The following is a 12,565-nucleotide window of genomic DNA, read 5'->3' on the forward strand; positions in this document are numbered from 1 at the left end:
AGTGAGGACATGCCCGCCGGGGTCCTGGTCGGTACTGTGAAATCGGGTCCGGGCAAGCGAAGGCAGGTACGGACTCTCGCCGGAGGCGAAGCATCGTGCACAAGCAACTCAACGGTCTGAAAACGGCCCTGCTGCTGGGCGGGATGAGCGCCATCGTGCTGCTGCTCGGCTCGTTCTTCGGCCGAGGCGGTCTGATCATCGCGCTGGTCGTGGCGCTGGGCATCAACGGCTACGCCTACTTCAACTCCGACAAGCTGGCGCTGCGCGCCATGCACGCCCGGCCGGTCTCGGAGCCGGAGCAGCCCGCGATGTACCGGATCGTGCGTGAGCTGGCCACCGCCGCGCGGCAGCCGATGCCGCGGCTCTACGTCAGCCCCACCGAGGCACCCAACGCCTTCGCCACCGGCCGCAACCCGCGCAACGCCGCGGTCTGCTGCACCACCGGCATCCTGGAGTTGTTGGACGAGCGCGAGCTGCGGGCCGTGCTCGGCCACGAGCTTTCCCACGTCTACAACCGGGACATCCTGATCTCCTGCGTGGCGGGCGCGCTGGCGGGCGTGATCACCTTCATGGCCAACCTCGCGCTGTTCGCGGGCCTGTTCGGCGACTCCGACGAGGAGCGGCCCAACCCGATCGCGGTGCTGCTGATCGCCCTGCTCGGCCCCATCGCCGCGGCGGTGGTCCAGCTGGCGGTGAGCCGCTCCCGCGAGTACCAGGCGGACGCCTCCGGCGCGGCACTCACCGGCGACCCGCTGGCCTTGGCCTCCGCGCTGCGCAAGCTGGAGCTGGGCACGAGGGCGGCACCGCTGCCGCCGGACCCGTCGCTGGTCTCGCAGTCGCACCTGATGATCGCCAACCCGTTCCGCCCCGGCGAGAACCTGGCCAGGCTGTTCTCCACCCACCCGCCGATCGCGGACCGCATCGCCCGGCTGGAGGAGCTGGCCCGGCGCACCCCGGGCACCTGGTGAGTCAGCCGGTCGCCCCGGCCGCCCGCGCCACGTCCATCACATAGCCGCCGTAGCCGGACTTGGCCAGCTTGGCGCCCAACGCGTAGCAGCCGTCGGCGTCGATATAGCCCATCCGCAGCGCGATCTCCTCAAGGCAGGCGATCCGCACGCCCTGCCGGTGCTCCAGCACCTGCACGAACTGCCCCGCCTCCAGCAGGGAGTCGTGGGTGCCGGTGTCCAGCCAGGCGAAGCCGCGCCCGAGATCGACCAGGCTCGCCTTGCCCTGCCGCAGGTACGCCAGGTTGACGTCGGTGATCTCCAGCTCCCCGCGCGCCGACGGCCGCAGGCTCCTGGCGATGTCCACCACGGCGTTGTCGTACAGGTAGAGCCCGGTGATCGCCTTGTTGGAGCGCGGCTGGGCGGGCTTCTCCTCAATGGAGACCAGCCGCCCGGCCGGGTCCACCTCGCCGACGCCGTAGCGGTGCGGGTCCTTGACCGGGTAGCCGAACAACACACAGCCGTCCAGCTCGGCCACCTGGTACTGGAGCAGCCGCGAGAAGCCCTGCCCGTAGAAGATGTTGTCGCCGAGAACCAGGGCGACGTTGGAGTCCCCGATGAAGTCGGAGCCGATCACGAAGGCTTCCGCCAGCCCGTTCGGCTGCGCCTGCTCGGCGTAGTCCAGCGAGATGCCCAACTGGGAGCCGTCGCCGAGCAGCCGCCGGAACAGCGGCAGGTCGCTGGGCGTCGAGATGACGAGGATGTCCCGGATACCGGCCAGCATCAGCACCGACAGCGGGTAGTACACCATCGGCTTGTCGTACACCGGCAGCAGCTGTTTGGACACCGCCTGGGTTATCGGGTGCAGCCGCGTGCCGCTCCCCCCGGCGAGGATGATCCCCTTCATCTGACTCCCCCTGATGAGCTCACCGATAGTTGGTGAACTGAAGCGCGATGCCGAAGTCCTTGCCCTTGAGCAGCGCGATCACGTCCTGCAACTGGTCCTTCTTCTTGCCCGAGACGCGAAGCTGGTCGCCCTGGATCTGAGCCTGCACTCCCTTGGGGCCCTCGTCCCGGATGGCCTTGCTGATCTGCTTTGCCTTGTCCGAGGCGATGCCCTGCACCAGGTTCCCGGTGACCTTGTGCACCTTCCCGGACGGTGCGGGCTCGCCGACCTCGAAGGCCTTCAGCGAGATGTTCCGCTTGATCAGCTTCTCCTTGAAGACCTCGACGGCTGCCTTGCACCGCTCCTCAGTCTCCGCCTCGATGGTGATCGCTTCTTCTCCTGCCCAGCTCACTTTGGCCCCGGTCCCGCGGAAGTCGAACCGCTGGGACAGTTCCTTGGCCGCCTGGTTCACCGCGTTGTCCACCTCTTGGCGATCAACCTTGCTCACCACGTCGAAAGACGGGTCCGCCACGTGCCCTGCACCTCCTCGTAGTCCGCAGGTCACGCTACCCGGTCGGCAACCCGGTGGAAGTCGGTCCCCAGCGGTATGTATTCTTTCCCCCGCACGCCCGGTGATACGCGAGAGTGAACCCGGCGCGTACGGCAGGTTGCCCGAGCGGCCAATGGGAGCGGACTGTAAATCCGTCGGCTTATGCCTACAGTGGTTCGAATCCACTACCTGCCACATCCAGCGCAAACAGCCCCGTGACCGGCATGGACAGGTCACGGGGCTGTTCGCTTGAGTACCGGGGATTGCCGCGTGTTCGGGTGACAGCCCGCTGATCCACTCTCTGGGTAAGCCACTCCTGCCACGATCGTGAGATCTGACCTTCCCCTGTAGCGGAGGAGACCGGCGATCGATGTACACGCCCCAATTCCACCCGGTGCCGCAGGCCGCCGCTTCGCCCGCGACGCCGTGGGGAGCGGCCGCGCGGCTGTTCGGCGCGCCGCCGCCCGCGGGCTCGCCGCGGTTGGGGCGCATCGCCACCTGGCGGTCGGTCGTCGGGCTGTTGACCATGCTCGTGCATGGTCGTGGTGACCGGAGCATCGCCGAGACGCTGAACGAGGAGGGTTGGCAGCGGACGGCGACGACGGTGATCATCGCCTTGATCGTCGTGCCGGTCGCGATGGCGATCCTCTACTGGCGCACCCGCCCCGAGTACCGCCCCCAGCTTCGCGGCGTCCCGGTGATCAGGCGGATCATCCTGCTGGCGCTGACCAGCTACGGCGCCATGGCTTTGGCGTTCGCTGGCTCCGAACTTCTCCCGGACAGCGCGGCCGACCCCGGCGAGGCCCTGATCGGCTTCTTCGGCGGCCTGCTGCTGATCGTGGGTCTGCTCTGGGTGGCCTTCTACATCGGCTGGTCGGCTTGGTGGGCCGTCCGCAGCAGCTGCTTCATCGGCGAGTTCCACCCGCTGCTGGGTCCGACCGTCACCGCCGTGGCGGTCACCGCCTCCACCGTGCTGGCCCTCGTCGAGTTCGACACGAACTCCCTCCCGGCCTCCCACTGGCTGGTTCTCACCGCGGGCGGTCTGGTCACCACGCTCATCCTGGCCGCCGTCGAGTACCGGATGCTCCGCGCCCGCAACATCACCTGGCGAACCGGGCCTCTTCCGCAGGTGCCGCGTTATCCGATGCGACGGGTTGTGCCCCCGCCGATGCGCTCGTACGGCGTCTGCCCGAGCTGTGAGCAACGGCCCGCCGAGTTCCCAGGACCGCACGGAGTACGGATCTGCGGCGCCTGTCGCACCTACTGAGCAGCCGTACCCGAAGCGCCCGTGACGGGAGGAGTGTCACGGGCGCTCGGGTACGTGGGTCAGCCCAGCGGGCCGGTGTGGGTCTCGATCCAGGACTTGAAGTACGGGACCTTGCTGTACACCGAAGGGGACTGGGCGCAGATGGGCAGGAAGCCGCCGAGACGGCTGGTGGCGCCGCCGAGTTCCCAGCGGCCGTTGACCTTGACCACGAGCGGGCCGCCGGAGTCGCCGAAGCAGGCGCCCTTGCCACTGGGGCCGCCGACGCACAGTTCGGACTGCGTGTTGTAGGACAGGCACCCGGTCACCAGGGTGGTGTCCAGTTCCTGGAGTTGGTCGGGCGCAGTGCCGCAGCCGCGGGTCGGGCAGGTCAGGCCGTGGCCCATGATGCGCACCGCGTCGCCGGTCTTCAGCCCGGCGCCGGTGATCGCGATCGGGGCCGATGTGGCTGCGGTGGCCAGCTTGATCAGGGCGAAGTCCGAGCCGGGGCCAGGGTTGTTGCCGCCGGGGCCGGGCACCAGCCGCTCGACCTTGATCTCCTCACCGCTGTTCAAGGTGGTGCCGCCGACGCGCACCGAGGTGGTGTCGGCCAGACAGTGCTTCGCGGTGGCCAGCCACTGCGGGGTGATCAGCGAGGCGCCGCATTTGAAGCGGCCGTTGCTGAGCAGCTTGGTGTAGAAGGGGTAGTTCTCCGAGGCGGGCTTGCCGCCGACGATGTAGGGCTCGGCGGCGCCGGCCACCGGGACCGTCAACGCCGTCAGCAGGCCGATGGCAAGGCCGAGAACACGCAACCGCATGGTCGTCCTCCGGGCAGGGAAGGGCGGCGACCGACGCTTCCCCAGGGAGGGCGGCGTCAGTCCCCGCAGGCAGAGGGCTTCTCATCGCAACGTGCCACAGGCCTCCCGGTTTGCCTATACCTGAAAAATGCTCACGCCCAAGTGGACTACTGGTGCGGATCGGCCACGCAGAACTCGTTGCCCGCCGGGTCGGCCAGGACCGTCCAGGTGAAGCCAGGGGCGCTGTGCTCCCCCAACTCGGTGGCGCCAATGCCGACCAGGCGGCGCACCTCGGCCTTGCGGTCGTCGGAACCGAAATCGAGGTGCACCCGGTTCTTGCCCTGCCGCTCCTCGGGCACCTTCTGCAAGCCGACAGCGGTGCCACCCTCCCCAACGGGAGCCAGCATCACGAAGTAGCCGCCGTAGTCGCCAGCCACCGTGGTGCCCAACGCTTTGGTCCAGAACTCGGCGAGTTCGCGCGGGTTCTGGCAGTCGATCGTCACCATGCTGAGGTTCATCGTCATATCGCGACGCTAATCGCGGGCACCGACAAAACCGGACCCCGGAACGTCGCGCGGGCGACCACGTCACGAAGCCGATCACGGCCTGTCGCTGTCCTTGTCGGCGAGCACCTGCGATGGTCAACGTTGTGGCGATCTTCCGTTACCGAACGCGATCACAACTGTGATGCTCAGAACTAACGCGTCGGTTTGATAAAGGAACTTAGTCACGTAGCGTCATGGTCACGGGCGTCTCGCAACCCCCTAACGGGTTGCACACGTTTCGCCAGCGGCTCAATGCGGTAAGCGACAACACGACGGTCATCCGGCCGAAATTTCCGTTTCGCCGGACCGGAATCCGAGGCGATATGAATGCTTCTCATATTTCTCTGGAATGTATTTGCTCCGTGAAACGCCTTCCACCTGCGGTGAACCCGAAGTGTTCACTTGCTGTTAGTGCTTTCGGGGTCCGTCCATAGCCCGTACCTCCCAGCGGAGCAACGAAGGCCTGCCGGTAGATGCTGGCCATAGCGCGGTCAAGTGTGCGACGCTCGAATGGGGGATCGGCACGGCCGGGCGGTGCTGCCTTTGTCAAGCGGCATCAGGCGCCCGTCGGAAATGACGCTGGGGCACGGCAGCATCAGACAGGAGGGGTGGATGTCCGCGCAGGGGCGGTCCGCCGATTCGAATCACAGCACCGATTCGCCACGCTCCTCGACCGTACCCGCGCTCGACGCCGCATCCAGCCGCACCTTCTCCCGCTTCTCCTGGCTCGTACTGCTCACCGGCCTCACCGCGGCGGCCATCGTCGGAACCTGGCTCGACGAGCCCGCGTTCGAGAGCCGACACCTGTGGATCGGGCCGCTGCTCGTACTCGGCTTCCTGCTCGCGGAGCGGCTCACGATCAACCTGGATGTCAGCCGAGTCGGCTGGGCGATCTCGTTCACCGAGATCCCGCTCGTGCTCGGCATCCTCACCACGCCATTCGAGATCGTGCTCGCCGCGCACCTCATCGCGGGCGTCGCGGCACCCTGCTCGGTCGCAAGGCGGAGAACCGGACCGTCTACAACGGCGGCGTGATCTGCTTCGAGATCACCGTGCCGTTCGTGGTCGCCAAGCTGATCAACGACATGATCCCCAACCCCGATCTGCACTGGGCCGGTGCGGTCATCGGTGTGGTGATCTCCCCGCTGGTCAGTACGATCCTCGCGCTGGCCGCGCTGCATGTGCTCGGCGGCGAGCGCAGGCTCTCCGGCGCCGCGCGGCTCGCGTTGCGCACCATGGTCGTCGGCCTGCTGAACACCTCCGTCGGCCTGGTCGGCTACAAGGTCTTCAACCAGCCCTACGGCTGGGTGCTCGTGGTGCTCGGCTCCGCCGAGTTGTTCGCGCTCTACCGCGCCTACTCCGGGCTGCTGCGGGAGCAGCACGACCTGGAGACGCTCAGCGAGGTCAGCCTGACCGTGGCCAGATCCGGCCAGCAGGCGGCGAGCCGTCCCAGCAGTGATCTGCCCGACGAGCAGGTACCGGACTTCGAGGAGTGGCAGACCATCGCGGACCGCATCCGCGACCAGCTCAACGCCAGCCGGGTCGTGCTGCACCTGCGGCCGGACCCGCCGTCCATGGTGCGCACGCTGATCGGCGGCGAGCCGCTGCCGCTGCACACCGAGCCCGCCTCGATCCAGGGCTTCCGGGACGACCCGCTGCTCCAGCTGCCCGGCAACAGCGTGCGGATCTTCCGCGCGGGCGACGGCCTTGAGGACGTCCGGGAGGCGCTGTACCGGCGCGGCGCGCACGAGGCGCTGGTGGTGCCGCTGCGCGGAGCCCACCAACTGCTCGGCGCGGTGGAGGTGCACGACCGGCTGTCCCGCTGGCGCGGTTTCGGCGCCGCCGACGTCCGGCTGCTGCGCACGCTGGCCAGCCACCTCGCAACCGCGCTGGACAACCGCAGACTGCTCGCGAGGCTGCGGCACGACGCCTATCACGATCCGCTGACCGGTCTGCTCAACCGCCCCGGCTTCCGGGAGGCCGCGGGCGAGTCGGTGCGTTCCGGCCGCGACTGCGTCGTGCTGCGGATGGACCTGGACATCCTGGCCACCGTCAGCGACGCACTCGGCCACGCCTGGGGCGACCGGATGGTCGTGGTCGCGGGCAGGCGGCTGCGGGAGGTCATGGGCGGCGACGTTCCGCTGGCCCACCTGGAGGGCGGCACCTTCGCCGCGCTGCTGACCGACTGCAACGCCGAACTCGCCCACCAGACCGCCGAGAAGCTGGGCGCCGAACTGGCCGCGCCGTATCCCGTGGACCGGCTGATCGTGGAGGCCAGCGCGGTCGTCGGCTACGTCCCGGTCGAGCCGGACGCGGGCGGCGACCTGCCCGATGTGGACACGCTGCTGCAACGTGCCGATGTCGCCGTGCGCGCGGCCCGCAGCGCGGGCGACGCGGTGCGCGGCTACAAGCCGAGCATGAGCCAGATCTTCCTCCGGCGCTTCCAGCTGGTCACCCAGTTCCGGCAGGCCATGGACGCGGGCCACATCCACGTGCACTACCAGCCGAAGGTGGCGCTGCCCAGCCGCGAGGTGCTCGGTGCCGAGGCGCTGGTCCGCTGGCGGCACCCGGAGTTCGGCCCGGTGGACCCGGACGAGTTCGTGCCCGCCGTGGAGGCCACCGGGCTGGTCAACGCGTTGACCGACTTCGTCATGGAGGACGCGCTGCGCAAGGTGCGGGGCTGGCTGGACCGCGGACTGCGGCTGTCCGCCGCGGTGAACCTGTCGGTGCGCAACCTCGACGACAAGACGTTCCCGGACCGCGTCGCGGAGGCGCTGCAACGGCACAACGTGCCGCCTCGGCTGCTGACGTTCGAACTCACCGAGTCCGGCGTGATGTCCGATCCGGAGAAGGCGCTGCCGGTGCTGCGCAGGCTGCACGCGCTGGGCGTGGTGCTGGCCGTCGACGACTTCGGCACCGGCTACTCCTCGCTGGCCTACCTGCGGCAGCTTCCGGTGGACGAGGTGAAGATCGACAAGAGTTTCGTGCTCGGCATGGGCACCGACCTCGGCGATCTCGCGGTGGTCCGGTCCATCGTGGAACTCGGCCACTCGCTGGGTCTGACGGTGGTCGCCGAGGGCGTCGAGGAGGACGCGGCGCGCGACCAGCTGGTGGAGATGGGCTGTGATGTGGCACAGGGCTACCTGATCTCCAGGCCGCTGTCGGAGGACCGCCTGGAGGCCTGGCTGCGGGCTCGCACGGTGCGCGCGCCGAGCCGTCAGGACGGCACGATCCTGACCTTGCTGCACTGAACCCGCAGGTCGCCAGGAGAAGGACCACCCGATTTCACTAACCGCTGGGCCGCCGTGTAAAGTTCTGCTCGCTCCGCACAAGAGCACAAGAGCACGCCCCAATAGCTCAGTCGGCAGAGCGTCTCCATGGTAAGGAGAAGGTCTACGGTTCGATTCCGTATTGGGGCTCCGCGGTGGGCGTGGTGTGCCCGGCAAAGCCGGGCCGTCCCGCTTCGCTGTGTTTTTCTGGGGGCCAAGCCCCCAGACCCCAGCCGGGGCTCCGCCCCGGACCCCGCGGGGGGCTCACGGAGATTCTTCCTTGGCCGATCGCGGGGTTATGTTTGTTGGGACAACTCGATACGTACATGGCGGTGTAGCTCAGCCAGGTAGAGCAAGCGGCTCATAATCGCTGTGTCGCCGGTTCAAGTCCGGCCACCGCTACGCAGTACTACCCCTACCGGGGGCAAACCCCCGGACCTCCGCCGACGCGGAGGTTCTGAGATGAGAGGAAGGTATCTCTCGTGGCTGCCTCCGACGTTCGCCCGAAGATCACCTTGGCTTGTGAAGAGTGCAAGCACCGCAACTACATCACCAAGAAGAACCGGCGCAACGACCCGGATCGTCTTGAGATGAAGAAGTTCTGCCCGAACTGCGGCTCGCACCGCAACCACAAGGAAACGCGCTAGATCGCGCGTTCCCCGAAAGATCCTCACAGCCGCCTCGGTCCAAACGAGGCGGCTTTTTTCTGTTCGCCGTCACATCACCACCTCGTTCGCCGGGCTGGGTAGCCTTCAGCAGTGGCGCTTGATCAGTCCTTCATCGGCAGGCAGATACCTGCACCCGAGATCTATGAGGTCAGTCGGGAGAAGATCCGCGAGTTCGCCGACTCCATCGGCGACGACAACCCCATCTACCGCGACCCGGAGGCGGCCAGGGCGGCAGGCCATGCGGACGTGATCGCACCGCCGACCTTCGCCATCCTGATCTCCAAGATGGCCAACGACCTGCTCGTGCACCACCCGGACCTCGGTCTGGACTACACCAAGGTCGTGCACGGCGACCAGACCTTCGTGCACCATCGGCCGCTGCGTGCGGGAGACCGCATCGTCGCCACCGGCCACGTCGACGACATCATGTCCAGGGCGGGCAACGACTTCCTCTCGGTGCGGGCCGAACTGGCCACCGAGGACGGCGAGCCGGTGTGCACGTCCAAGGCCACCCTGGTGGCCCGCGGCACGGCCGAGAACGGAGGTGCCGCATGACCACCTCGCTGACCCGGCTGCGAGCCGAGCAGGTGCACAAGGGCGACGAGCTGCCCGCCCTGGACGTCCGGCTCACCAGGGCGGACCTGGTCCGCTACGCGGGTGCCTCGCTGGACTTCAACCCGATCCACTGGAACGAGCGGTTCGCCGTCCAGGTCGGCCTGCCCAACGTGATCGCGCACGGCATGCTCACCATGGCGCTGGGCGGACGCCTGGTGACCGAATGGGTCGGCGACCCCGGCGCCGTCACCAGCTTCGGCGTGCGCTTCACCCGCCCCGTGGTGGTGCCCGATGACGACGATGGCGCTTTGGTCGAGTTGACCGGCAAGGTGGCCGAGAAGCGCGAGGACGGCACCGTGCGCGTCGACATCACCGCCAAGTTCAACGGCCAGACCGTGCTCGGCAAGGCGCAGGCTTTCGTCCGGCTCGGCTGAGGCGTTCATTGAGACGAACACCCGGTGATCTGGTAGGCGGTACCAGCTCATCGGGTGTTCGTGCACCGTTGGCTCATCCCTGCCGCCTCGCCCAGGAGCGCAACCGATGCGCCGACCCCTGCTCTTCACGCTGGCCGCCGCCCTGGTGGCCCTGTTCACGGCCATCCCGCCCGCGGGCTCGGAGCAGCCCGCCGAGGCGACCGTGGTGCCGATCCACGTCTCCGGACCGACCTCCGCCCGCTTCAACCTGGTGATCGTCGGTGACGGCTACACCAAGGCGGAGCTGCCGAAGTTCCGCGGGCACGTCAACAAGCACGTCAACGTGTTGTTCAGCATCGAACCGTTCAAGTCCTACCGCGACTACATGAACGTCTACGCGGTCGAGATCGCCTCCCCGGAAAGCGGCATCGACTGCGATCCGAACCTGAACTCGCCGCGCCGCGACACCCCGCTGGACATGGGCATGTGGGGCGGTTGCCAACCGGGCAGCGTGCAGCGCCTGCTCACCGTGAACGGCACCAAGGCCAACTCCTACGCCGATCTCGTCGCGGGCACCAGCCGAAGCAACCGCCAACTGCTGGCCATCGCCAACAGCGAGACCTACGGCGGGGCAGGCGGCGCCGACGCGACCGCGACCGGCGGCAACGCGTTGTCGGCCCTGATCACCCCGCATGAGCTCGGGCACTCCCTTGGCGGCCTCCAGGACGAGTACGACTACTACCAGCGCGGCGTCCGCGGCGGCGCCTACCAGGGCGGCGAGCCGAACTCGGCGCACCACACGCTGCTCACCGAGGAGCAGATGCGGCAGCGGCAGGCCAAGTGGTTCCGCTGGCTTGGCGAGCCAAGCGACTCGGGCGGCACCATCGGCCGCCACGAGGCAGGCCAGTACAGCAGCACCGGCATCTGGCGGCCGAGCAGGCATTCGATGATGAAGGTGCTCGGTTACTACTTCGACCAGGTGTCCCGCGAGCGCATGACCCAGCGGCTGTCGGCGAAGGCGCCGCTGATCCAGGACGCGACGCCGAACACCACCGCGGTCGGCGCGGACCGCACGCTGTGGCTGGACACCCAGCACCCCCGCAGCCACGAGCTCACCGTGAGCTGGTCGGTGGACGGCAAGATCGTGCCCGGCACCGACAACCGGCGCAGCCTCGACCTGCGCACGCTCGGGCTCACCCCCGGCAAGCACACGGTGCTGGCCACCGTGGTGGACCCGACGCCCTTCGTCCGCGACCCCGCGGTGCGGGCCGCGCTCACCGCGACCCGCTCCTGGTCGGTGGACACCGCGCTGAGCACCCCGGTCCGGCCGGTGGCGGCCGAGTTCACCAACCGCTCCGCGAACCCGGTCAGCGGTGACCAGGTTGTGCACGCCGACACCAGGCACCCGGACGACCGGGCGTTCACCGTGGTCTGGCGGCTGGACGACAAGATCGTCGACAACCCCGGCAACGACCGCGACCTCGACCTCGCGCCGCTGCGCCTCACCGGGCGGCACACGCTCACCGCCACCGTCACCGACCCCGCCGGGGGGCCAGGTCAGCAGATCGGCTGGCAGGTCGACGCCACCGACCCCGCGGTGCGGTTCGCCTTGTCCAAGGCGCTGCTCACCACGAAGAAGGCGACCGGAACGGAGTTCGTCTTCAACGGCCCGTTCACCATGAAGCTCGACCCGTCCGACGACACCGCGGGCCACGTGGTCGGCGAGTTCCAGGTCGACGGCGACGGCTGGTACCACTACTACGGCTGGCCAACGGACGCGGCCAAGCCGTTCCTGTTCACCGCGCACGGCACCGAGATCGACTCGCTGGTCTACGGCAAGCTGGGCGTGCCGCGGGTGGTGCCGTGGGACGACGTGCCGCCGGGCTACGGCAGGCACACCGTCGAGTACCGGGGCATCGACCCGACCGGCAACATCGGCCCCGCCGAGAGCTTCGTGGTGACCCTGCTCAAGGAACCGCCCGCCTGCACTCGCACGGTCGGCAGGCACACCGGACCGCTCACCGTGGACACCGGCGTCACCTGTGTGTCCGGCACCGTCGACGGACCCGTGCGGGTCACCGGTGGAGCGCTGGTGGTCACCGACGGCACCGTGAACGGACCCGTCACGGCCGAGGGCGCCGCGGCCGTGCACCTGCTGCGGTCCACGATCAACGGACCGGTGTCGATCAGCGGAGTCTCCGGCGAGACGACGCTGATCGGCAGCACCCTCCACGGCGGTGTCACACTGCGAGACTCCGGCGCCGCGGTGCTGGCGGGCAACACCGTCAACGGACCGCTGCGCTGTGCTGGCAACCGCACCGCCCCGGACCACCTCCAGGCACCCAACACCGTCACGGGCCCGCGCTCCGGACAGTGCTCGGCACTCTGAGCGTGTCAGCGGCCAAGGCTCTCGGGAGGGAGCCTTGGCCGCCGAACCCGCCTACTTCTCCAACTCGGCCAGCTCGACCAGTGCGCTCGCGCGGCGGACGAACTTCCAGTTCGCGAGGTCGCGGACGGTGCGGATCTTCAGTTCGGCAAGCAATTCGTCGTGCTTGCTGGTCAGGCCTTCCAGCGCCGACGGCGGAGCGTCCAGCAGCTCGGCCATGCTCTTGTCCTCGTACGCCTTGTCCACCAGCTTGTTCAGGTTCATGCCGGGTCCTTCCCTGTTGCTGGGCAGCGACACGAGCATTGAACT

Annotated in this window: 11 protein-coding genes, 3 tRNA genes and 1 pseudogene; 10 read left to right on the forward strand and 5 right to left on the reverse strand. The window is 68.4% G+C overall.

Annotated elements, in window-relative coordinates:
- The first annotated feature begins 95 nt into the window (after positions 1-95).
- On the forward strand, positions 96-968 hold the full coding sequence (gene htpX / locus ACU6XJ_RS12810) for a zinc metalloprotease HtpX (protein WP_476310192.1): 873 nt from the start codon (positions 96-98) through the stop codon (positions 966-968).
- A 1-nt stretch (position 969) separates the two neighbouring features.
- Here htpX and rfbA read toward each other — a convergent pair whose 3' ends face one another.
- Both rfbA and ACU6XJ_RS12820 read right to left on the reverse strand, forming a co-directional pair.
- Positions 970-1,851, reverse strand: coding sequence for a glucose-1-phosphate thymidylyltransferase RfbA (gene rfbA / locus ACU6XJ_RS12815; protein ID WP_476310194.1), 882 nt, complete (start codon positions 1,849-1,851; stop codon positions 970-972).
- 19 nt (positions 1,852-1,870) lie between these two features.
- Complete coding sequence (locus ACU6XJ_RS12820; RefSeq protein ID WP_476310197.1) at positions 1,871-2,362, reverse strand: YajQ family cyclic di-GMP-binding protein; 492 nt, start codon at positions 2,360-2,362, stop codon at positions 1,871-1,873.
- Between the two features lie 130 nt (positions 2,363-2,492).
- On the opposite strand from ACU6XJ_RS12820, the gene ACU6XJ_RS12825 reads away from it, so the two are divergent.
- Together ACU6XJ_RS12825 and ACU6XJ_RS12830 are read left to right on the forward strand one after the other, a co-directional pair.
- Positions 2,493-2,575 (forward strand) — tRNA-Tyr (locus ACU6XJ_RS12825).
- A gap of 175 nt (positions 2,576-2,750) precedes the next feature.
- The gene (locus tag ACU6XJ_RS12830) at positions 2,751-3,647 is read left to right on the forward strand and encodes a hypothetical protein (RefSeq protein ID WP_476310198.1); all 897 of its coding nucleotides are present in this window, start codon (positions 2,751-2,753) and stop codon (positions 3,645-3,647) included.
- 59 nt (positions 3,648-3,706) lie between these two features.
- On the opposite strand, the gene ACU6XJ_RS12835 is transcribed toward ACU6XJ_RS12830, so the two are convergent.
- A complete protein-coding gene (locus ACU6XJ_RS12835; RefSeq protein ID WP_476310201.1) occupies positions 3,707-4,441 on the reverse strand; it encodes a S1 family peptidase in 735 nt (244 codons plus the stop codon).
- A gap of 146 nt (positions 4,442-4,587) precedes the next feature.
- The gene (locus ACU6XJ_RS12840) at positions 4,588-4,944 is read right to left on the reverse strand and encodes a VOC family protein (protein WP_476310204.1); all 357 of its coding nucleotides are present in this window, start codon (positions 4,942-4,944) and stop codon (positions 4,588-4,590) included.
- 633 nt (positions 4,945-5,577) lie between these two features.
- Here ACU6XJ_RS12840 and ACU6XJ_RS12845 point away from each other — a divergent pair.
- From ACU6XJ_RS12845 to ACU6XJ_RS12875, 7 genes and pseudogenes are all read left to right on the forward strand, one after another.
- Positions 5,578-8,216, forward strand: a pseudogene (locus ACU6XJ_RS12845) (EAL domain-containing protein).
- A gap of 95 nt (positions 8,217-8,311) precedes the next feature.
- A tRNA-Thr gene (locus ACU6XJ_RS12850) sits at positions 8,312-8,384 on the forward strand.
- Positions 8,385-8,562: 178 nt separating this feature from the next.
- A tRNA-Met gene (locus ACU6XJ_RS12855) sits at positions 8,563-8,636 on the forward strand.
- A gap of 80 nt (positions 8,637-8,716) precedes the next feature.
- A complete protein-coding gene (rpmG, locus tag ACU6XJ_RS12860; protein WP_476310205.1) occupies positions 8,717-8,881 on the forward strand; it encodes a 50S ribosomal protein L33 in 165 nt (54 codons plus the stop codon).
- 111 nt (positions 8,882-8,992) lie between these two features.
- Positions 8,993-9,457 (forward strand): MaoC family dehydratase N-terminal domain-containing protein, encoded by a 465-nt coding sequence (locus ACU6XJ_RS12865; RefSeq protein ID WP_476310208.1) that lies wholly within the window; start codon positions 8,993-8,995, stop codon positions 9,455-9,457.
- Positions 9,454-9,891 carry a MaoC family dehydratase gene (locus ACU6XJ_RS12870; protein ID WP_476310211.1) on the forward strand — a complete coding sequence of 146 codons (438 nt, stop codon included), beginning with the start codon at positions 9,454-9,456 and terminating at the stop codon, positions 9,889-9,891. The genes ACU6XJ_RS12865 and ACU6XJ_RS12870 overlap by 4 nt, the downstream gene beginning before the upstream one ends.
- A 106-nt stretch (positions 9,892-9,997) precedes the next feature.
- Positions 9,998-12,259, forward strand: coding sequence for a M64 family metallopeptidase (locus ACU6XJ_RS12875; protein ID WP_476310213.1), 2,262 nt, complete (start codon positions 9,998-10,000; stop codon positions 12,257-12,259).
- Between the two features lie 51 nt (positions 12,260-12,310).
- On the opposite strand, the gene ACU6XJ_RS12880 is transcribed toward ACU6XJ_RS12875, so the two are convergent.
- Positions 12,311-12,520, reverse strand: coding sequence for a hypothetical protein (locus ACU6XJ_RS12880; RefSeq protein ID WP_476310216.1), 210 nt, complete (start codon positions 12,518-12,520; stop codon positions 12,311-12,313).
- Positions 12,521-12,565: the final 45 nt, after the last annotated feature.

The sequence above is a fragment of the Actinorectispora metalli genome (assembly GCF_056323685.1).

What these genes read in the sequence shown, in the direction of transcription:
- ACU6XJ_RS12880 (WP_476310216.1), bottom strand. Translation starts at nt 12,520, where the DNA reads ATGAACCTGAACAAGCTGGTGGACAAGGCGTACGAGGACAAGAGCATG.
- ACU6XJ_RS12840 (WP_476310204.1), bottom strand. Translation starts at nt 4,944, where the DNA reads ATGACGATGAACCTCAGCATGGTGACGATCGACTGCCAGAACCCGCGC.
- ACU6XJ_RS12870 (WP_476310211.1), top strand. Translation starts at nt 9,454, where the DNA reads ATGACCACCTCGCTGACCCGGCTGCGAGCCGAGCAGGTGCACAAGGGC.
- rfbA (WP_476310194.1), bottom strand. Translation starts at nt 1,851, where the DNA reads ATGAAGGGGATCATCCTCGCCGGGGGGAGCGGCACGCGGCTGCACCCG.
- ACU6XJ_RS12875 (WP_476310213.1), top strand. Translation starts at nt 9,998, where the DNA reads ATGCGCCGACCCCTGCTCTTCACGCTGGCCGCCGCCCTGGTGGCCCTG.
- ACU6XJ_RS12835 (WP_476310201.1), bottom strand. Translation starts at nt 4,441, where the DNA reads ATGCGGTTGCGTGTTCTCGGCCTTGCCATCGGCCTGCTGACGGCGTTG.
- ACU6XJ_RS12830 (WP_476310198.1), top strand. Translation starts at nt 2,751, where the DNA reads ATGTACACGCCCCAATTCCACCCGGTGCCGCAGGCCGCCGCTTCGCCC.